Genomic DNA, 19,116 nt, shown 5'->3' with positions numbered 1-19,116 from the left:
AGTGAAATTGTCTAACAGCGCGACTGTCGTTTATGATCGAAATATGTATCGGTCTGTGCCATCCCTGCTGACTCGCCTGCGCCGCAACCGCGGCCTGTGGGTGTTGGCCGTGGTGGTGCTGCTGATCAAGCTGGTCAGTGGCTCGATCTGTGTGGCCGATGGCCCGGGTGCGCGATTCCCTTCGGCGACCGCGGCTGCCCCGACTACCCTGGTGGCGGATACCGCCGTCAACACGACATCGGCTGACGATGCAAACAGCTGTCTCCTGGGCGATGGGAGCAACTGTCATTGTGCCTGTGCGCATTCGGTGACATTGCCCGCCAGTGCACCGCTTCCCATCGCCAGGATGGAGGCGCACTTCGCGCCGCTCACCTTCCATTCGGGATTCATGTCGGCCACGACCGGCTCGCTGCTGCGCCCTCCGATCGCCTGAAACCGCTCCGTTACGCGACGCCACCGCCTGTGCGGTGCATCGCTTCGTGACCGTTTTCAGGAGATCGCTTCATGTCTGTTTTTCGTTCGGTGCCGATCGGCGCCGTGTGTCTGTTGTACGCGGCCATGCTCAGTGCCGCCCCCGTAACTCATCCGTCCTCACCGGTAGCTCCCCTGCCGACAGCATTGGCGTCATCACCGTTGCAGGCGGCGGTGCGTCGTATCTGGCAAACCAGCCCCGAGGTGCAGGCCGCGCGGGCCGATCTTGACGCGGCCCAAGCCCGTGCACGTGCCGCCGCGCAGCCGCTGTACAACCCCTCTCTGTCACTCGATGCGGAGAACGCCGACGTCAATCGGCGTACGGCTGGCATCAGTCTGCCGCTGGATCTGTCCGGTAAGCGTCGTGCCCGGGCCAGTCAGGGCGAGGCCGACCTGCGCGCCGCCGAGGCGGCCTATAACCTAGTGCGGCGTGACGTCGCCGCCCGCTGGCTGAAAGCCTGGTCGACGGCCGCGCTCGCGGCCCGACAGAGTGAGCTGGGCCAGCGTCGCCTCACGCTGATGCAGCGCTTCGATGACCTGGCCGCGCAGCGGCTGAAGGTCGGCGACATCAGTAGTCCCGAACGCGATCTGGCCGGCCTGGCACTGGGTGAGGCGCAGGTGCAACAAGCCACGCTCGCGAGCAACGAAGCGGCGGCCCGTGCCGAGTTGCTGGCCATCAGTGGCGATCAGCTGACCGCGCTGCCACCGTTGCCAGCCGGCATGCCACCAGTGGTGGGCAGCGTCACGCCGTTGCCTGTCGATGAGCTGCCCGAACTGCGACAGTCCCGTGCCCAGCAAGCCAGCGCCGAGGCAGGCGTGCAAGTCGCCCGTCGCGCCCGCATCCCCGATCCCACGCTGAGCCTGACCGGTGGACAGGTACGCAGCGGGCCGCGTACCGATCAGGTGATCGGCGTAAGCGTGTCCATTCCCTTGCCCGTGCTCAATACAGGGCGTGCCGAAGTGGATGCCGCCCGGGCAGAAGCCGATGCGGCCGCCGCAGGCGTGCGCTCGCGCCAGTTTGTCCTGCGTGCGGGGCTGCAGGAAGCGCAAGCCCGCTATGCCGCCTTACGCGGTGCCGCCGAGGCGTTTCGCACCGGCCGCGCCGCCGCGTTCGAGGACCGCACCGCGCTGCTGGAAAAGCTCTGGCGTGCCGGTGAGATCAGCACGTCCGATTACCTCGTACAGCTCAAGCAAAGCCTCGATACCGCGCTGTCGGGCCAGGAGCTGGAAAGCCAAGCCTGGCAGGCCTGGTTCGATTACCTCACCGCCGCTGGCCGTCTGAACGACTGGCTCGATGGCCGCACTCAGGACGGCCCCAATCAGGACATTTCCCGATGAATGAATCTCTATTGAAGCGCGGCCTGCTGGGCATGGCGTTGTTGGCCGCCCTGGCCGGACCGGCGATGGCACAAGACGCTCCGCCCGCCAACCCGCTCGCACTGGACGCCAAGGCGATCAAAACTGCCGGCATCGTGCTCGACAAGGTGACCCCGCGCGACCTGACTGATGAATTGAAGGCTCCCGGCGAAGTGAAGGCCGATGCGTATTCCACCGTGCTGGTGTCGCCGCGCGTGGAATCGCAGGTGCTGGCTCGCAAGGCCCGGCTGGGCGATGTCGTGAAAGCCGGTGCGCCGCTGGTCGTGCTCTCCAGCGTGCAGGTCGCCGAGACGCAAGGTGCATTGATCGTCGCCGAACAGGATTGGCAACGGATCGCATCGCTTGGGCCACAGGCGGTGTCGGCGCGCCGCTACAACGAGGCGAAAGTGCAGCGCGACCAGGCTCGCGCCAAGCTGCGTGCCTACGGCTTGTCCGATGGCCAGATCGGGGGTCTGCTGCGCAAGGGATCGGCCGCGGCCGATGGCAGTTTCGAACTGCTCGCGCCCGCGGCCGGCCGCGTCACCACCGATGAATTTCTGGTCGGTGAGCGGGTGGAGCCCGGCCGCACACTGTTCACCCTGGTCAAGGAAGATTCGGTGTGGGTCGTTGCGCAGATGTCCCCGGCCGATGCCGAACGGGTCAAACCCGACGCGGACGCCCGCATCCTCGTCCACGACACCGCCATACCCGGCAAAGTGGTACAGCGCTCGCACCAGACCGATGAGCGCACCCGCACCGTGCCGGTGCGCATCGAGGTCGACAACCGCAAGGATCTTCTGCATCCCGGTGAGCTGGTCGAAGCGCGTATTGCTGCCGGCAGCGCCGTGAAAGCGCTTGCGGTACCGGCCGACGCGATCGTGCTGCTGCAGAACCAGCCAACCGTATTCCTTGCCAAGGGTAACGGGGCGTTCGAGCCGGCACCGGTGATGGTCGGCGACACGCGCGACGGCTGGACAGTCATCACGCAAGGTCTCAAGGCCGGCGACCCTTACGTGCGCAAGGGTGCCTTCGCGCTGAAGGCGCGGTTGCTGCGCTCGCAGTTGGGAGAAGAATGATGCTGGAACGTCTGGTTACATTCTCCCTACGCTACAAGGTGCTGGTGCTGATCGCCTTCGTGGTGATCGGCTTCCTCGGTTTTCAGGCCGTACGCCAGTTGCCCATCGACGCGTTCCCTGATGTCACACCGGTGCAGGTCAACGTCTACACCGAGGCGTCGGGACTGGCCGCCGAAGATGTGGAACAGCTGCTCACCACGCCGGTGGAATCGGCGCTGGCCGGCCTGCCCAAGGTGGAACAGATCCGCTCGGTGAGTCTGTTCGGTTTGTCCTATGTGTCGGTGTATTTCGACGACAGCATGGACATCTACTTCGCCCGCCAGCTGGTCAACGAACGGCTGCAACAGGTGGGCGATCGCCTGCCGGCCGGCTACGGCAAGCCGGAGATGGGCCCGAACACGTCGGGTCTGGGTCAGGTGTTCTGGTACACGGTCGAGCGCGCCGACGACAAACTGAAGGGGGCCGCGGCGGGCACTGCCCCGAACGACATGGATCTGCGCACACTGCAGGACTGGACCATCCGCCTGATCCTGCGCACCGCCCCCGGCGTCGACGATGTCACGTCGTGGGGCGGCCAGGAAAAGCAGTTCCAGGTGCGCATCGATCCGATGAAACTGATCGCACACAAGCTCGGCTTCAAAGAGGTGATCGAAGCCTTGCAGGCGAACAATGCGCAGGTCGGCGGCAACTTCGTCGACGTGGGACGCGAGCAGTATCTGGTGCGCGGCCTGGGGCTGGTCCAGAACGCAAAGGATCTGGGCAACATCGTCCTCAAGACCGAAGATGGCACGCCGGTCTACGTACGTGACGTAGCCACGATCACCGAAGCGGGCGCCCCCCGTACGGGAGCCGTAACCCGGGATGGCAAGGAAGTCGTCATGGGCCAGGCCCTGGCCCGGATCGGTGAGAACGCCAAGAGCGTGGTCGATGCGGTCAAGGCCAAGCTCGACACGGTGAAGCAGGCGCTGCCGCCGGGCGTGGTGGTCAAGCCGGTGTACGAGCGTACCGAGCTCGTCAACGCGGCCGTAGAAACCGCGGTGCGGGCGCTGATCGAAGGCTCGATCCTGGTGGCGATCATCCTGTTCCTGTTTCTGGGCGAATTTCGCAGTGCGCTGGTGGTGGTCGTGGCGTTGCCGTTGGCGATGCTGATCGCTTTCATCTGCATGAACCAGGCCGGTCTGTCAGCCAACCTGATGTCGTTGGCAGGCTTGGCGATCGGCATCGGCATGATGGTCGATGGCGCGGTGGTGATGGTGGAGAACGCCTACCGCATCATGGCTGAGCGCAAAGCCCATGGCGGTCCGGTGGACCGCACCTCGGCCGTGCTGGCCGCTGCCCGCGAGGTCGCCAATCCGATGGCCTTCGCGATTCTGATCATCATCGTGGTGTTCCTGCCGCTGTTCAGCCTGCAGGGGCTGGAAGGCAAGATGTTCAAGCCGATGGCGTTCAACATCAGCTTCGCCATGGCCGGCTCGCTGATCCTGGCCCTGACGCTGATTCCGGTGCTGGCGGCGTTGGTATTAAAGCCCAAGGAAGAGAAGGACACGCGCTTGGTCGCGTTCCTGAAACGGCACTACGCCACCGTGCTGGCGTGGGCACTGGAACGGCGCAAGCTGGTGCTGGGCATCGCCGCCGGCGCCTTGATCGGCAGCCTCGCGCTGTTCCCGTTCCTGGGCAAGGAGTTCATGCCCAACCTGAAAGAGGGCGCCATCATGTGGCGTATCACCTCGATTCCCTCGGCCTCGCTGGATGAGTCGATCAATATCTCCAAGCAGGTGTCGGCACTGATCAAGCAGAAATTCCCGGAGGTGGACACCACGCTGGCGATGATCGGCCGCGCGGAAAAAGGCGAGACCGCCGACGTGAACTACATGGAGGTCTACACGCCGCTGAAGCCGAAGGATCAGTGGCGCAAGGGCGAGACGCTGGAAAGCATCGAGGAGGCGATGCAGAAGGAACTATCCGCCGCCTTGCCGACCGCGGTGGTGAGCTACACCCAGCCGATCCAGATGCGCATTGAGGAACTGATCTCGGGTGTGCGCGCCACCCTGGCGCTGAAAATCTACGGCAATGACCTGGGCGAGCTGGATCGTCTCAGCGCCCGTATCAAGAACACGCTTGCGGGTGTGCCGGGGGTGGCCGATCTGGCGCTGGAGGCTAATATCGGCAAGCCGCAGATCCGCATCAAGGTGGATCGCGACGCGCTGGCCCGTTACGGTCTGAATGCGGACGACGTGCTGACCGTGGTGAAGAACGGCATCGGTGGCGAGCCGGTGACCACCCTGCTCGATGGCGTGAAGCGCTTCGACATAGCGGTGCGGCTGGACGATGCGGACAAGAACTCGCTGCCGGCGATCAAGCGCATTCCGATCCGCACCGTCAGCGGTGCGCTGGTACAGCTATCACAGATTGCCGAGGTAAGCGATGCGGAGGGTTATTCGTTCATTCGCCGCGAGCAGTTGCAACGCTATGCGGTGATCCAGATGGACGTGCGCGGCCGTGACATCGACGGCTTCGTCAAGGACGCGAATGCCGCGATCAACGAACAGGTGCACATCCCGACGGGCTACTACACCGAATGGGGCGGCGCGTTCGAAAACCAGCAACGGGCATTGAAGCGGCTGTCGCTGATCGTGCCGGCGACGATCTTCTTCATCTTCGTGCTGCTCTACACCGCCTTCAACTCGGTGAAGTACGCCGCGCTGATCCTGGCCAACGTGCCGTTCGCCACCATTGGCGGCATCGTCGGGCTGGCGATCACCGGGCAATACCTGTCGGTGCCCTCGGCGATCGGGTTTATCGCGGTGTTCGGCGTGGCGATGTTGAACGGCATCGTGTTGGTGAGCTTCTTGAACGAGCAGCGCGAGAAAGGCTTGCCCGTGCGGGACGCAGTCATCCGCGGCACCGCCCTGCGCATGCGGCCGGTGATGATGACGGCCAGCGTGGCGATCCTTGGCCTGGTGCCGATGCTGCTCTCCAGCGGTGTCGGGGCGGAAACCCAGCGTCCGCTGGCCACCGTGGTGGTCGGCGGCCTGATCACCTCGACCTTGCTGACGCTGGTCCTGCTGCCGGTGCTGTACGACTGGATCGAAGAACGCGCCGCCCGGCGCCTCGCCAAGGAGAACACCCCATGAAAGAAGTGAAGGCATTCATCCACCGTGGCCGCGTCGTCGACGTGATCCATGCACTGGAAGAAGCCGGGTTCCGTTATCTGTCGGTGAGCGACGTCAAGGGTCTATTGACCGCGCTCAACGGCCAGGAGCAGGTCTACTCGATGGAGCTGGGCGAGCGCGTCACCCGGCAGATCAAGCTCGAAGTGTTTTGCGAGGACGACCAAGCCGAACGGGCCGTGCAGCTGATCCGTTTGCACGGACGCACCGGCCAGAGTGTTGCGGGCTGGGTCTACCAGAGCACGGTGGATCGGGCGTGGCCGATCGACGGGCGTGTGGATAACGACTAATCGGGGCAGCGGGAGTACTCACGTCGCTGCATCGGTGTCATTTCATAACACGGCGGCGGCCGCGTAGAGTGGTCGCCGCCATGAGGGATTCCAATACCTGAAGCATGCATCCAATCCATCGGGTTACCGGCTCATGTCTGATACGTGTTGTGCCACCACCATCGATATTGCCGCGTTGCAGGCGCGGCAGCGTCGGGTGTTGATGATCGTTCTGGCGATCAACCTCGCTACTTTCACGATGATGCTGGCCGCGGCGATCTACAGCGGTTCGTCGTCGCTGCTGTCCGGCGGGTTGGACAATCTTGGGGATGCGCTCACCTACCTCTTGAGCCTTGCGGTTGTTGGTGCCAGTGACCGCGCGAAGGCCCGGGTGGCGCTGTTCAAGGGCGCACTGATTCTTGGTGCGGCGCTTGCAGTCGCCATCCAGATTGGCTGGCGTCTCCTGCATCCTGGCGTGCCGATCTTCGAGGCGATCGGTATCGCCGCCTTGCTGAACCTGGTCGCCAATGCCGCATGCCTGCGCCTGCTGCTGCCTTACCGCAAAGGCGACGTCAACATGGCCTCGGCCTGGGAATGCTCGCGCAATGACGTGTTCGAAGGTGTCGCCGTGCTGGCAGCGGCCGCCGGCGTCGGCTTCTTCGGCGCCGGCTGGCCCGATCTGCTGGTTGCGTCGGCGTTGTTGTTGATGTTTCTGCGCTCGGCATGGCGGGTGTTCCGCATGGCGTGGCGAAGCTACGTGAGTGGAGACAACTGATGAATGCCGGGCACGATCATGTGGGTACGGAGATCAGGCACGAGACGCCGCTGTGGTGGGCACTCGGCCTGACCAGTATGTTTCTTGTCGCCGAGATCATCGGCGGTCTGCTTACCAACAGCTTGGCCTTGTTGTCGGACGCGGCACACATGGCGACCGATGTGATCGCGCTGACGATCTCGCTGACCGCCGTGCGCCTGGCACGACGTCCCCCCGATGCGAAACGCACCTATGGTTACGCGCGCATGGAAGCCATCGGCGCACTCGTCAATGGTGGCTTGCTGTTCCTCGTCGCCGGCTACATCTTGTGGGAGGCGGTGCGGCGTTTCAGCGAACCGCCGTCGGTGGCCTCCACCGGCATGCTGGTGATCGCGGTGCTCGGGCTGGTGATCAACCTCATCTCGATGCGATTGCTCAAGGCCGGCAGCGGTGAAAACCTCAACGTGAAAGGCGCCTATCTGGAAGTTTGGGCCGACATGATCGGTTCGGTCGGCGTAATCATCGGCGCGTTGATCATCAAGTTCACCGGCTTTTACATTGCCGATCCAATCATCGCCGTGTTGATTGGTCTGTGGGTGCTGCCGCGGACATGGACATTGCTGCGAGAGGCCGGGAATGTCCTGATGGAGGGGACGCCTCGTGGCGTCGATACTGAACGGGTCCGCGCCGAAATGCTGGCCACTCCGGGCGTGGCTGCGCTGCACGATGTGCACGTATGGGCGCTCAGCAGCACGCGTTCGGCGATGGCGGCGCATGTGATCATGGATGGCGACGCATCAGACGCAGAAGCGCTGCGGCTCCGGCTGGCGCAGATGCTGGAGGCGCGCTTTGACATCCATCACGTGACGCTGCAGGTCGAAACAACGTCGTGCGGGCTGGGGTGCGAGGAGCCGCAAAAGGTTTGACCTCACACAGTCGCTTTGCCAAACCGCGAGCCCGGTGCCGCTTCCACGCGATGACTCCCCGTCGGCGTGGCGTGGCTGCGGCGGGAACCGTCGTCCTGTCTCAAGCCTGCGCACGTCATTGTGCGTGCGATGCCGATGAACCTGGGCGATCGCGTGCGCCGCTGGCGACGCTGGCCACGGTGGAAGGCCGACAGTATGCGCGGCTACGTGGTCACCGCCGTTGGACGGCGTGGGGCTGGCTCGCAACCCCAGCCCAGCCACTCAGCATGGCCAGCCCACCTATCGCGAGGGCTCCCAGCATATCGCCGGGATAATGCACGCCCAGGTAGATGCGTGCCCATGCCATGAGCAGACCAAGCAGTGCGATCCCGATGCCCCAAACTCGGCTGCGTTGATTCAGCAACAGTATGCCGGCGACGACCCACTGCACGGTCAGGTGGTCGCTGGGAAAGCTGCCGGTCGCCGCATGGGAGACCCATGCTTGGCCGACACCGGCCACGAAGGGGCGCGCTCGATCCCAGACAGCGCCGATGACCAGATTCAGGAGTAGTGCCACGGCAGCGACACCCACCGCTTTCAGGGCGATCGAGCGCATCGACCACCGAGGAAACATCAGCATCGTCCCAAGGAGAGCAGCGGTCAGGATCAACGGCCCATCGGCCAGACCGCGCGCCAGATGCAGCATCGCGGGCGACGGCGGTGTAGACGGATGGATGGCGTGGAACAGTCGAAGGTCAACGGCATACACCACCGGGCCAAGCCCCAATGCCGGAGCGGTCATGGTTTGACGATCGATTCGCTGGCGGCAACCCGCGCTTCCTTCGCTTCGCGCAGAATGCCCAGCGCCTCCTTCAGTACATAGCAGGCGATGGCCGTACCGATCACCAGATCAGGCACCGCGCTGTGCCATAGAAGCACCAGCACACCGGAGACGATGACCGCCAAGTTCGCGAGGACATCGACCCGGGTAAATAGCCAAGTCGCTCGCAAATGCACCTCACCATGACGAAAGCGTTCCAGCAAGCGCAGCACCGTGGTGTTGACGACGAGAGCCACCAAGGCGATGCCCGTCATCCATAAGCCCTCGGGGTGGCTTCCCATCACAAGGCGCCACACGACACCGAGCAAGACGCCTAGCCCCAGCACCAAAAGCAGTGTTCCGCTCAGTTGTGCCGCCGAGGCCTTGAAGCTCGCGCTGCGCGCCCACGCCAGCAGGGCGATGCCGTAGGCACTCGCATCGGCCAGCATATCCAGCGAGTCGGCGATCAATCCCATCGACTGGGCGATCAGCCCCGCGACGATGCCGACCACGAACATCGTGGCATTGAGCCCCAAGGCGACGCGCAGAATTCGGCGTTCCGCTTCATTGGTCGCTTGCACGTGGCAGCCGCAGTCGCTCATGTCTTGTCGCCTTCAGTCTGCATCGGGGAGCACTTCCCGAGTCGTTGGAGGTGACGGGAGTCGTTGACGGCCACGACGGATATTGAACACGAATCCGACAGCCAGCAGCACCAAAATCGCCAACTGGGCCAACAAGGATTGCCAGGTCGGATAGATGCCCAGCAATTCGATATGCGGCACTGGCGCCACGCTCACCGCGACCCAGCCGGCCTCCTGCAGGGCGGCGATACCTTTGCCAGTCAGCACGATGGCGAGCACGGCGATCAGCGCCGAACTGGCGGAGAAGAATGTGCCGATCGGCAGCCGCCGGCTGGTGCGCAGCAGCACCCAGGCGATTAGCCCCAGCACCGCGGCACCGGCGGCGATGCCGCTGAGCAGCCACACTTCCTGGCCGTCGTTCCACAACGCAGCGTAGAACAGGATGCTCTCGAACACCTCGCGGTACACCGAGATGAAGGCCAGTCCGAACAGGAACCACGCCGAACGTCGGTTGAGCGCGGCCGCCATCTTTTCCTTTAGATACGCCTGCCAGCGACCACCGATGCTCTTCTGGTGCATCCACAGACCGACCCCGAGCAACACGAACGCCGCAAACAGCGACGACAGTCCCTCGGTCAATTCACGACCGGCACCGCTGATGGAGATCGCATAGCTGGCGATCGCCCAGGTGATGCCACCGGCCACGAGCGCAAGGATCCAGCCCGCATGCACGTAGCGCAGCGCTTCGGGTCGCGCGGCCTTGCGTAGAAAAGCGAGCAGTGCGACCACGACCAGCAGGGCTTCCAGACCCTCGCGAACCAGGATGGTGAAGGCACCCAAGAAGATGGCGGCCGCATCGCTCGCCGCATCGGCGGTGACTTCCTGTGCGCGTACCAACAGACCATCAATGGCATCGGCCTGTTTCACCACCGACTCCACGGGAGTGTTACCCGACAATGCGCTGCGATAGGCACCCATCGACGTTTCGAGCTGGGCGCGCAGCGCGCTGTCACGTGCATTGAGTTGCGGTTCGACCGGTTCCACGCCATCGAGGTAGGCGGATAGCGCCAGCTGGGTGGCTTGCGTCTTCGCACCAGCACGGTAAGCCGTCAGGCTCGCCGCCAGTCGCGCCCGTGCCAGGGGGATGCCGGCCAAGGCCTGCTGCTGGATGACGTCAGGGTGAGCTCGCAAGTAACCCACGATCGTCCGAGCACGCTCTGCACCAAGAGTAGGTGTCAGCTGCGCAACACGCGCACGCGACAGCTCCTTCAGATCCGCGATCTGCGCTCGCGCGGCAGTGTCGTGTTGCCAGGTATCGGCACCGGCGACCGCTTCCTTGGCGTAAGCCAGCGAACCCACGTAGTACGCCAGCGCCCAGCGGTCATCGGAAGAGAGTTGCTGCGCGTAGCTCGCCATCGGCGTGCCTGCCACGCCCTGGCTGATCACCTCATACAACGACAGCGCGCTGCGTTGATCGGCCCGCGTCTGATCGGTGAAGTTCACCGGTCGGGGCGATAGCAGCAGGCCAGCGGGCCCGTCACCGTGTCCGGTGGCGCCATGACAAGCGGCGCACTGGTTTTGATAGAGCGTTGCCCCGCGCGCCAGATCGGGAGCGCGTTCCGGTGCGGTCGGCACCGGGTACGCCTGCAGCAACGCATCGGCCAGTGCATGCGCCTGCGTCGCCACCTGCGCGGGTGTCGCCTTGGCCTCGACCGAGGCCACCAACGTATCGGCTTGTTGCAATAGTGCCGGTGTGGCGACGGTCGGTGGCAACGCGGCGATACGCGATCGCGCTGTCGCCGTGAACTCCCGCATCTCGGCGTACTCGGACGTGCTGATCACAGCGCCATCCTTCACCGCGCCCGCGTAATCGGTCGCCAGGTAGTCGAGCATCTGCCAGGTCTGCGGGACGGCGGAAGGGATGTCCTCGGCCTGTGCCGGCAGCGCGCCTATGCCCCACACCAGAAGGGCGGCCACGGCGACGTGGTGCAAGATATTGCGAATGCGTGTCGTTATCATTGTTGAAGTATAGCCAGAGAGGGATTCGGTGGCAGCATGGCGTTCACTGGACGTGCGAGGGGTGCAAACGAAACTGCGGCCACGCGGATCTCAGGACCTCGACACCGGTTCGCGCGAAAAGCAACGCCAGCAAGGCGCCAAAAGCCAGATCGAGCCATGTCCAGCCGCTCCAGGCCATGAGTGCCGTGGTCAGCAAAACGCCGGCATTGCCGATGACGTCATTGCGCGAGCACAGCCAGACCGAGCGCATGTTGATGTCGTGCGAACGAAATCGGGTCAGCAACGCGAGGCAGGTGAGATTGGCGATGAGCGCGACACCGGCGGCGATCGCCATCACACCTGTCAAGGGCTCGGCACCCGTCACCAGCTTGCGGCCGACTTCGGCGATCACGATCCCCGCGAACAGCAGCTGGATGCCGCCTTTCACCAGAGCGGACCCCGCCCGCCACCGCAGGGCCTGTCCCACGGCCCAGAGACTGAGCGCATACACCAACGCATCGCCGAGACTGTCCAGGGAGTCTCCCTGCAGCGCGGTCGAATCAGCCCAAAGCCCCGCGCCGAATTCGCCCACGAAGATCGCCACGTTGATGAATAAGACCGTCCATAACACGCGACGCTGGGCCGCAGAGCGAGCCAACGCTTGACCGGTTGATTCACAGTCGCAACATGCCATCACTTGAACTCTTATGCGGTGTGCGGCGTAGACTAAAGTCCGTAGCTACTACGGAGTCAACCACCGTGCGCATTAGCGATCTGGCGAAAGCCACCGGCTGTCATCTGGAAACCGTACGCTACTACGAGCGCATCGGGTTGCTGCCGCCGCCGGAGCGGTCGACTGCGGGATACCGCAACTATCGCGATAGCGACGTCGAGCGTTTGCAGTTCATTGTGCGCAGCCGCGCGCTGGGTTTTAGCCTCGAAGAAATCCGTAGCCTACTCACGCTTGCCTCACGCACGGAACTGTCGTGCAAGCAGGTCGATGGCGTGGCACGAACGCATCTGGCACAGGTGGAAGCCAAGCAGCGCGAATTGGCGGCGCTGGCCGCCGAGCTGCGGGGCATGATCGAAACGTGCCATCACGACACGCGAGCAACCTGCACCATCTTGCAATCGCTGGCAGGGTAGATGGTCTGCATTCCTCCATTAGCCATCGTCAGGGGTCAGCGTCAGAAGTGGCCGTATCCGTTGTCGGATGGTCAGGAGCAAGGCGCTCATGCTCTCCAGCTCGGCCTCAATGTCTGCCGCCAACTCGGTGATGGTTTCATCGACGCTCGTCGCGGATAAGGCTCCCCCGTTGATCAGGGTGTGCGCCATCCCATGCAACCGGAGAAGATCGGCGCGTAATTCGTCCGGATCGACCAGGACCGCGCGAACGGTGTCGAGATCATCGACCGCACGCAACAGGTGAGTCGTATCAAAGGTCGCGCGCAATTTTTGAAGTCCTATGACGTCGACACCCCCGCGGGGCGACGCGGCGTCGATCCGCCCCGTGCTATTCGATCGCTGGGTCATTCGCTTGCTCCGTTGCTAGGGTCGTCGCCCGCGCGGCTTTGGCGGCATCCTTGAACAGGCGGTCACGAATCCACGGTTCGGGCGGTCGCTTCAAGTCAAGGCGATAGTCACCAAACCGTTTGACGCCGCCGGTCAGATAGGGTGAGAAAAAGGCCACGTCGTGTCCCGACACCGCGAGACCTTCATCAGCAAGCTTTTGAAGGGCGCGCATCATGTCCACGGTGTTCTGCAAGATCACGGCCGAGGCGATCAGATCGTTATACCGAAGACGCTTCTGTTGCTCGTCTGGATCGTTCTCGGCGATCACGTCGCCGCCGAACGAAAAGAACTTCGCGAAGCCGTTGTACGACTCGATCTTATTGGTCTCGGCCGTGACCTCTTGGCGCAAGGGCAAACTACCGATCCAGTTCAACAAAAAGACGGTGCGGTGGGCGCGCCCGAGCTCCTGCGCCGCCAGAAAAAGGCGGTTGCGTTGGCTGCTCGCACCGAGCCGGCGCAGAAGCATCGGGGAGGCGATCCTGCCCGCCTGGATCGAGATAGCAATCTGCAGGAGATCCTTCCAGTGGGTCTCGATCAACGTCCAGTCGATTGCGCCATGAAAGAGCGAGTCGATGTGCTTGTAGTGGGTCTGCTTGTCGGCACGGAAGAAATCGAGATCCTTCCAGTTGCGTATCCGCGGCAACAGATTGATACCGAGCAGGTACGTGAACGCAAACACGGTGGCCGACTGGCCCTGCGTGTCCGAGTACACGGTGTCGGGTTCGACCGACAGCTTGGCTTGCATCAGGCCTTCGATGACGTAGACGGCCTCCCAGATACCCGGCGGGATAAAGTGCCGAAAGGTCGCGATGTAGTTATTCGCGACATGACGATAGGCCACCGCACCCATCTTGCGGTACCGAAAGTGATAGCCCGCCAACAAGTTCTGATCGTAGAAGTCATATTGCGTGCCATCGGCCGCGACGCTCTTGCCGTCACCCCAGAGCCGCGGAAGATCGAGGCGCAGATAGAGTTCGGCCAGCTCGCGTGTCGCCGCCTCCAGTTTCTCCACCGTCACGTGGCGGCGGTTGACGCGCGAGATCATGTGCGGGCTGACTTCACCCACGAAATGCCGCGCCGCCTGATTGGGGCCCAAATTGCAGCCCATGGCGAAAACAGTCTGCAGATAGCGCTCAGTGGCTTGTTTGATCTTCGGCTCGTTCCCCGAAATCGGCCCGAAGTGCCGGGTGAAGTGCGTCCAATGCTCGATGTTGGCCAAAATGTCGAGCAGGTTGCGTGTCGGCAGTTCCCGATTGAGGGCGCTTTGCAGGGCGATCGCCGAGGCGGGCACCTCTTGCGCCTGCAGCCTGCGCAGCACCGGCGCGCCCTCGGCGCCAATGGCCAGATCGCTCTTGAGGTCTGGGAACGCGGCATCGAGCTGGGACGCCGTCTCGGCCAGGCGCTGCTTCAATTCGGCCACGCAGCCGGCGGCGGTGGCCGGAATATCAACCTTGGCGCAGAACTCCGCCAGGCGCGTTTCGCATTGCGACCAGGGAAGGAGATGTTCGCGGAAGTCGGCGAAGGCCTCCGATCCCACCACGCAGATGTCGCCCGACTTCAGCTCGCTGGCCAAGTGCGAGAACACGCACATCTCCAGATAGCGGCGGTTGATCGTCGGTTCTCCCTCGGAGGATCGAACGATCAGCTTGCGCCAACGTTCCGAGCAAAACTGCAGATTCACCTCGGCCGATAGCCATTCCACACGACGGGACTCGTTGGCCAGCACCACCCTCAGGGCTTGAATCAGCGACTGGTTCTGGGTTGCGGACACAAAATCGAGGGTCCGGGCCAAGCGCATCAACACCTGGCGATGACTGGTGAAAAAGCGCCAGAGCAGCGGCAGGTGATTGCTGCCACCAGCCTGTTGGATCACGGCACAGTCCTCGCGCAACTTGGCCGAGTCACCGTCCGGCGTGAGCAGCGCTCGGATCCGGCGGCCGGCAGGAAGGTCGTCCGGCTCGTCCACCAGGATGGCCAAGACATCATCGAGTCGGGCCACCAGTTGCTCCGCCATCGTGCGCTGATGCATCTGGATTTGGATAAGTTCCTCGCGTGCTCGCTTATGCAGGGTGCTGACACGCCGGATAAACATCTCCGCCAAATCGTCGCGCGCACGCACGCGCATTCGGTGGATGAGTGCAAGCATGAGGGTGTAGCGCCGTGGCGCGGCTGTGCGACGCAAATCATCAGCGTCGAGTAATGCAGCTTGGTGAGCTAGGGAAGGTCTGAACAACTCCGTCACTTTCGGCCACAATCGGCCATTGCTTCAAGGGGCGAGTTCGATGCAGCTTTCGTTTGGTGATGCCGAGGATCTGGTCGGTCGCAAGCGCACACGGCGCGAGGTGTTCCTTGCCGAGATGGATCAGGTCGTGCCGTGGAAGGCGCTGCTGGCGCTGATCGAGCCGCATTATCCGAAGCTGGGCCGGCCCGGCCGGCAGCCTTACCCCTTGGCGACGATGCTTCGGATCCACTTCCTGCAGCAGTGGTATGCCTTGAGTGACCCGGCGACGGAAGAGGCGCTGGTCGATACGCCGGTGATGCGCCGCTTTGCCCGGATTGGTGGCATGGGCGACATCCCGGACGAGACGACGATCTTGAACTTCCGGCGCTTGCTGGAGACGCACGGTCTGGCCGAAAAGATCTTCAAGCAGGTCAATGCGCATCTTCAGCGCAAGGGCCTGAGCCTTCGCTCGGGCACCATCGTGGACGCGACGATTATCAATGCACCGAGTTCGACGAAGAACCGGGAGGGCGAGCGGGATCCTGCGATGCATCAGACGAAGAAGGGCAACCAGTGGTTCTTCGGGATGAAGGCGCACATCGGGGTGGACGATGCCTCCGGGCTGGTGCACCACGTGGAATGCACGGCGGCGAACGTGGCGGACGTGACGCAGGCGCACAAGCTGCTGCACGGCAAGGAGGACGTGGTGTTCGGCGACAGTGGCTACATCGGTGCCGAGAAGCGCGAGGAGATGCAGGACGTGGATGCGGTGTTCCTGATCGCGAAGAAGCCTTCGGTGATCAAGGCGATGAAGCGCAAGCGCGATCAGCGGGAAGCGAGGGCGTTGGAGCGCTTGAAGGCGAGCGTCCGTGCCAAGGTCGAGCATCCGTTCCGTGTGATCAAGCGGCAGTTCGGCTATACGAAGGTGCGCTATCGCGGCATCGCGAAGAACGCGGCACAGGTGCTGACGCTGTTCGCGCTGTCGAACCTGTGGATGTCGCGCCGGCGCTTGATGCCGGCGGCGGGATAAGTGCGTCCGCTGGACGGGGAAAGCCGTCTGGCGGCATGGCAAAAGGTGGAATTCCGAGCGGATTGACGGGATTTCGGCCTTCGAGGCTCGGAAATAACGTGGGTTTGGCGGATTGTTCAGACCTTCCCTAGGTGCCGCAACTTGCTCGCCGGCGCGTGCTGTAGGGGATCGTCCACGTCACCCAGCGTGTTAAGCCACGCGAGCTGATCCAGTAGCGCCTCCAGATGCTTTCGGGTAGCCCGCTTGGGGAGTGCTTTAATGGCCTGGAAAGCGCTCTGTCGATGTGCAAAGTCCGTGGCGAGCAGGCTATCGAGAAAAGCCCGGCGTTCCCCGGTCAGGGCTTCGTCAATGCGTGCATATAAGCGGTCCTGTGCCGTCGCTGCGGCTGCCTCGGCGATATTGTCCAGCGTCGAGAAGGCAGGCAGCTCGTATCGACGAAAGATCAACTCTTCGATCGTAGCGTTGATCACATCCACGCGCTGATCCATGACTTCCGCAGCTTCATAGGCGGCGCGCACTGCGATGCGTTGGGCTTCCTTGCCGTAATAACGGTGAATGCTGAGATACCCGCGAACGGCCGCGCAATGACGGTATAGCGTCTTGGGCTGTCGGTACTGGGCAACCGCCTTGGGTCCCAGATTCATGACGGTCCGGATGTGATCGACAATCTCGGGCGGTACGCTCTCCAGGTCGGGGAAATAGTGGAGCTGCTGGAAAGTTTTCAGGAGCACCATGAGGCTCAACTGAGCGTTCCGGCTGTAGGCGGAACCCGCCACCCACGTCACCTCGTCGGGATCGGGGGTGTAATGCTGAAGCAGATCACGTGTCGTGATGACCCGAGGGAAGCGGGGGTACGCGGTACGCTCAAGATTTGCCATGACCACCATCCGGAGGAAGGGCACGAGGTTCGAGCATAGCGAACCCGTGATCTCCGGATGATTTCAGCGCCAACAGCGCAGTGGCGGCGTTAAAAAATCAATCAGTTATATTGCAAATGTCCCAATTTTTGCTTTATCCGGGCACGACCCGATATTCGCCGCGGTGTTCCTGGACAGCATGCACCAGGTGCTGGCCTACGAGCCGTTGTTCAGGGGCACGATCAACTCGACTTCGGTCTATCCGCGTGTCGTCGTGCAGCGTGTGCTGGAGTTGAAGGCCGCCGCGGTGGTCTTCGCGCACCAGCACCCCTCGGGCATTTCCGAGCCGTCGAGCGCGGATCGCATGCTGACCCAGCAACTGCAGGCCGCGCTGGCGCTCATCGATGTGCGGGTACTGGACCACATCATCGTCGGCCAGGGTGCCCCGTTCTCCTTTGCGGAGTCCGGCCTGCTGTAAGGGTTGCACTGCTTCGTTGATCAGCGCGGAGGCTTCGGCCTCCGCTTTTTTCTTTGCGGCGACGCAAGCAGGTATGCGGGGTGGCCGCGATGCGCATTGTTTGTTGGGGCCGCCTGGGGTTCGGCGTTTGACTATGGCCCTGATCAACTTCCGGGGCACATGACATGCCAGCAGCTTTTACCCGGTTCGCACCAGGCTGGCGAACCCTTGGCCTGGCCGTGGCGCTGCCGACGTCTCTGGCGGTGTTCAGCCCGGCCACCTTCGCCGCCGACGTGGTGGTCGTCACCGACAGCCGCCACCCGGTCAAGACCATGGGCGGCGAGCGACTGATCGAGTTGGGCGAAACGCCCCGGATCGAGGCCGAGCTTTCCGCGAATCTTCCAGCCGACCCTGAGCGGGCAGCAGCCATCGTCCGGCAACGCCTGAAGCAAGGCGGCACCGATCTTCAGCGCCGCATCGGCACCGCCTACCAGGGCGTCACCGACGCATGGAGTTTGGGTGTCACGACCATCCCGGCCGTCGTGGTGGATCAACGCTTTGTGGTCTATGGCGAGCCGGACGTGGCCCGGGCCGTCGCGCGCATCGAGCAACACCGGAGGACGCAGCCGTGACCCATCGCCCATTCGACCTGCTGCGCCGCCTGCGCGTCGCCGTGGCCTCGCTGCTGCTGATCAGCGCCACGGGCAGCTACGCCTTGAACACCGCCACCATCGTGTCCTCCGTCATGTCGCCGGACTGCCTGGAGTACCGGGTGGTGGGCATCTGCTACTGGCTCTACTGCACCTGGACGGGCTGCACGGTGCGCACATCCACCAAGGTCCGGCACTACGTGCCCGATGCGGTCGTCTCCAGCTACAGCAACACCGGAGAGAACCCCTGGGTCGAGGTGCAGGCGATGAGCACGCCCAACCCATCCGCACAGGCAGGTGGGGATGGGACCACGAACGAAGACCACGAAAACAACCTCGCCAAATTCAAGAACAGCGATGTCATCGGCCATCCTGGCGGCGAGGTATTCAACCAGTTCGCATCGTCGTCGGGCTATTTCTGCCAAGGCGCGGGCACGGCCTTCATGCCGTATCTACTCAGCACCCTGGACACGCTGGCTTGGCGCTACAACGTGCCTGAAATGGCCTACCCGGAGGCGTTGATTCCGGGCATGCGCGAGGTCGGTGCGCGCACCACGATGAACCTCTGGGGCAATGTCTATCCGCGCGGCGGCTTCCTGCATCAGACCGATGACTACAAATCCGGGGCCGTCGTGGCCCAGCGCGCCGGTGATGTCGTCACGCGCCGCGGGCAGATCCACGTGTACCAGCCGCTGCTTGCCAACGCCCGCGACGGCTACTGGCCGGCCGGCGCGCTGATGGAGGGTGATGCCTCTACGGGCAAGTGGCAGGAGCTGACGCCGCGCCTGTCCAACACCTGCGTGGTGTTCCCGCACAGCGGCACGCTGACCCAGGCCCAACAAGGCGACTACGCCTGGGCGCTGTGGCGTCCCTATGCGTGCTGCGAACGCCGCGGGCAGGTGTTCCTGGGCAGCGTCGATTTCCTCTGA

18 protein-coding genes and 1 pseudogene are annotated in these 19,116 nt (G+C 63.4%); 12 read left to right on the top strand and 7 right to left on the bottom strand.

Annotated features, from left to right (window positions below; translation table 11 throughout):
- Position 1 precedes the first annotated feature (1 nt).
- The 7 genes from ALSL_RS02520 to ALSL_RS02490 all read left to right on the top strand — a co-directional run bounded on the left by ALSL_RS02520 (position 2) and on the right by ALSL_RS02490 (position 8,022).
- Complete coding sequence (locus ALSL_RS02520) at positions 2-433, top strand: hypothetical protein (RefSeq protein WP_231700276.1); 432 nt, start codon at positions 2-4, stop codon at positions 431-433.
- A gap of 212 nt (positions 434-645) precedes the next feature.
- Positions 646-1,809 carry a TolC family protein gene (locus ALSL_RS02515; RefSeq protein WP_126539976.1) on the top strand — a complete coding sequence of 388 codons (1,164 nt, stop codon included), beginning with the start codon at positions 646-648 and terminating at the stop codon, positions 1,807-1,809.
- Entirely contained in the window at positions 1,806-2,903 is a 1,098-nt protein-coding gene (locus tag ALSL_RS02510) for an efflux RND transporter periplasmic adaptor subunit (RefSeq protein WP_126536253.1), read from the top strand. The genes ALSL_RS02515 and ALSL_RS02510 overlap by 4 nt, the downstream gene beginning before the upstream one ends.
- Positions 2,903-6,037, top strand: a complete 3,135-nt coding sequence (locus ALSL_RS02505; RefSeq protein ID WP_126536251.1) for an efflux RND transporter permease subunit — start codon at positions 2,903-2,905, stop codon at positions 6,035-6,037. The genes ALSL_RS02510 and ALSL_RS02505 overlap by 1 nt, the downstream gene beginning before the upstream one ends.
- Positions 6,034-6,363: a P-II family nitrogen regulator gene (locus ALSL_RS02500; RefSeq protein WP_126536249.1), complete on the top strand. Its 330-nt coding sequence runs from the start codon at positions 6,034-6,036 to the stop codon at positions 6,361-6,363. The genes ALSL_RS02505 and ALSL_RS02500 overlap by 4 nt, the downstream gene beginning before the upstream one ends.
- Positions 6,364-6,496: 133 nt before the next feature.
- Positions 6,497-7,117 carry a cation efflux transmembrane domain-containing protein gene (locus ALSL_RS02495; RefSeq protein WP_027485206.1) on the top strand — a complete coding sequence of 207 codons (621 nt, stop codon included), beginning with the start codon at positions 6,497-6,499 and terminating at the stop codon, positions 7,115-7,117.
- On the top strand, positions 7,117-8,022 hold the full coding sequence (locus tag ALSL_RS02490) for a cation diffusion facilitator family transporter (protein WP_043795557.1): 906 nt from the start codon (positions 7,117-7,119) through the stop codon (positions 8,020-8,022). The genes ALSL_RS02495 and ALSL_RS02490 overlap by 1 nt, the downstream gene beginning before the upstream one ends.
- 211 nt (positions 8,023-8,233) lie before the next feature.
- On the opposite strand, the gene ALSL_RS02485 is transcribed toward ALSL_RS02490, so the two are convergent.
- The 4 genes from ALSL_RS02485 to ALSL_RS02470 all read right to left on the bottom strand — a co-directional run bounded on the left by ALSL_RS02485 (position 8,234) and on the right by ALSL_RS02470 (position 12,004).
- The gene (locus tag ALSL_RS02485; protein ID WP_027485207.1) at positions 8,234-8,803 is read right to left on the bottom strand and encodes a phosphatase PAP2 family protein; all 570 of its coding nucleotides are present in this window, start codon (positions 8,801-8,803) and stop codon (positions 8,234-8,236) included.
- Positions 8,800-9,423: a cation efflux transmembrane domain-containing protein gene (locus tag ALSL_RS02480; RefSeq protein WP_027485208.1), complete on the bottom strand. Its 624-nt coding sequence runs from the start codon at positions 9,421-9,423 to the stop codon at positions 8,800-8,802. The genes ALSL_RS02485 and ALSL_RS02480 overlap by 4 nt, the downstream gene beginning before the upstream one ends.
- 12 nt (positions 9,424-9,435) lie before the next feature.
- Positions 9,436-11,394: a cytochrome c/FTR1 family iron permease gene (locus tag ALSL_RS02475; protein WP_240954413.1), complete on the bottom strand. Its 1,959-nt coding sequence runs from the start codon at positions 11,392-11,394 to the stop codon at positions 9,436-9,438.
- 70 nt (positions 11,395-11,464) lie between these two features.
- Positions 11,465-12,004, bottom strand: coding sequence for a cation efflux transmembrane domain-containing protein (locus ALSL_RS02470; protein WP_231381790.1), 540 nt, complete (start codon positions 12,002-12,004; stop codon positions 11,465-11,467).
- Between the two features lie 155 nt (positions 12,005-12,159).
- On the opposite strand from ALSL_RS02470, the gene ALSL_RS02465 reads away from it, so the two are divergent.
- Positions 12,160-12,546 (top strand): MerR family transcriptional regulator, encoded by a 387-nt coding sequence (locus ALSL_RS02465; protein WP_027485211.1) that lies wholly within the window; start codon positions 12,160-12,162, stop codon positions 12,544-12,546.
- A gap of 18 nt (positions 12,547-12,564) precedes the next feature.
- Here the strand turns inward: ALSL_RS02465 and tnpC are convergent, their stop codons facing one another.
- Positions 12,565-12,933 carry a Tn3 family transposase post-transcriptional regulator TnpC gene (tnpC, locus tag ALSL_RS02460; RefSeq protein ID WP_068205447.1) on the bottom strand — a complete coding sequence of 123 codons (369 nt, stop codon included), beginning with the start codon at positions 12,931-12,933 and terminating at the stop codon, positions 12,565-12,567.
- Positions 12,914-15,187 (bottom strand): annotated as a pseudogene (locus ALSL_RS02455) (Tn3 family transposase); the annotation flags it as partial. The gene tnpC and the pseudogene ALSL_RS02455, both read right to left, overlap by 20 nt.
- Positions 15,188-15,254: 67 nt before the next feature.
- On the opposite strand from ALSL_RS02455, the gene ALSL_RS02450 reads away from it, so the two are divergent.
- A complete protein-coding gene (locus ALSL_RS02450; RefSeq protein WP_126536245.1) occupies positions 15,255-16,223 on the top strand; it encodes an IS5 family transposase in 969 nt (322 codons plus the stop codon).
- Between the two features lie 116 nt (positions 16,224-16,339).
- Here the strand turns inward: ALSL_RS02450 and ALSL_RS02445 are convergent, their stop codons facing one another.
- Entirely contained in the window at positions 16,340-17,101 is a 762-nt protein-coding gene (locus tag ALSL_RS02445; protein ID WP_161970921.1) for a DUF4158 domain-containing protein, read from the bottom strand.
- Between the two features lie 178 nt (positions 17,102-17,279).
- Between ALSL_RS02445 and ALSL_RS02440 the strand changes: the two genes are divergently transcribed.
- The 3 genes from ALSL_RS02440 to ALSL_RS02430 all read left to right on the top strand — a co-directional run bounded on the left by ALSL_RS02440 (position 17,280) and on the right by ALSL_RS02430 (position 19,116).
- A complete protein-coding gene (locus tag ALSL_RS02440) occupies positions 17,280-17,558 on the top strand; it encodes a JAB domain-containing protein (protein ID WP_079384699.1) in 279 nt (92 codons plus the stop codon).
- Between the two features lie 164 nt (positions 17,559-17,722).
- Complete coding sequence (locus ALSL_RS02435) at positions 17,723-18,169, top strand: TIGR03757 family integrating conjugative element protein (protein WP_003109772.1); 447 nt, start codon at positions 17,723-17,725, stop codon at positions 18,167-18,169.
- The gene (locus tag ALSL_RS02430; protein WP_003090208.1) at positions 18,166-19,116 is read left to right on the top strand and encodes a TIGR03756 family integrating conjugative element protein; all 951 of its coding nucleotides are present in this window, start codon (positions 18,166-18,168) and stop codon (positions 19,114-19,116) included. The genes ALSL_RS02435 and ALSL_RS02430 overlap by 4 nt, the downstream gene beginning before the upstream one ends.

Origin of the sequence: Aerosticca soli, assembly GCF_003967035.1 — a bacterium.
In the GTDB taxonomy this organism is placed as follows: Bacteria; Pseudomonadota; Gammaproteobacteria; order Xanthomonadales; family Rhodanobacteraceae; genus Aerosticca; species Aerosticca soli.
This window is presented reverse-complemented; position numbering and strand designations above follow the sequence as displayed.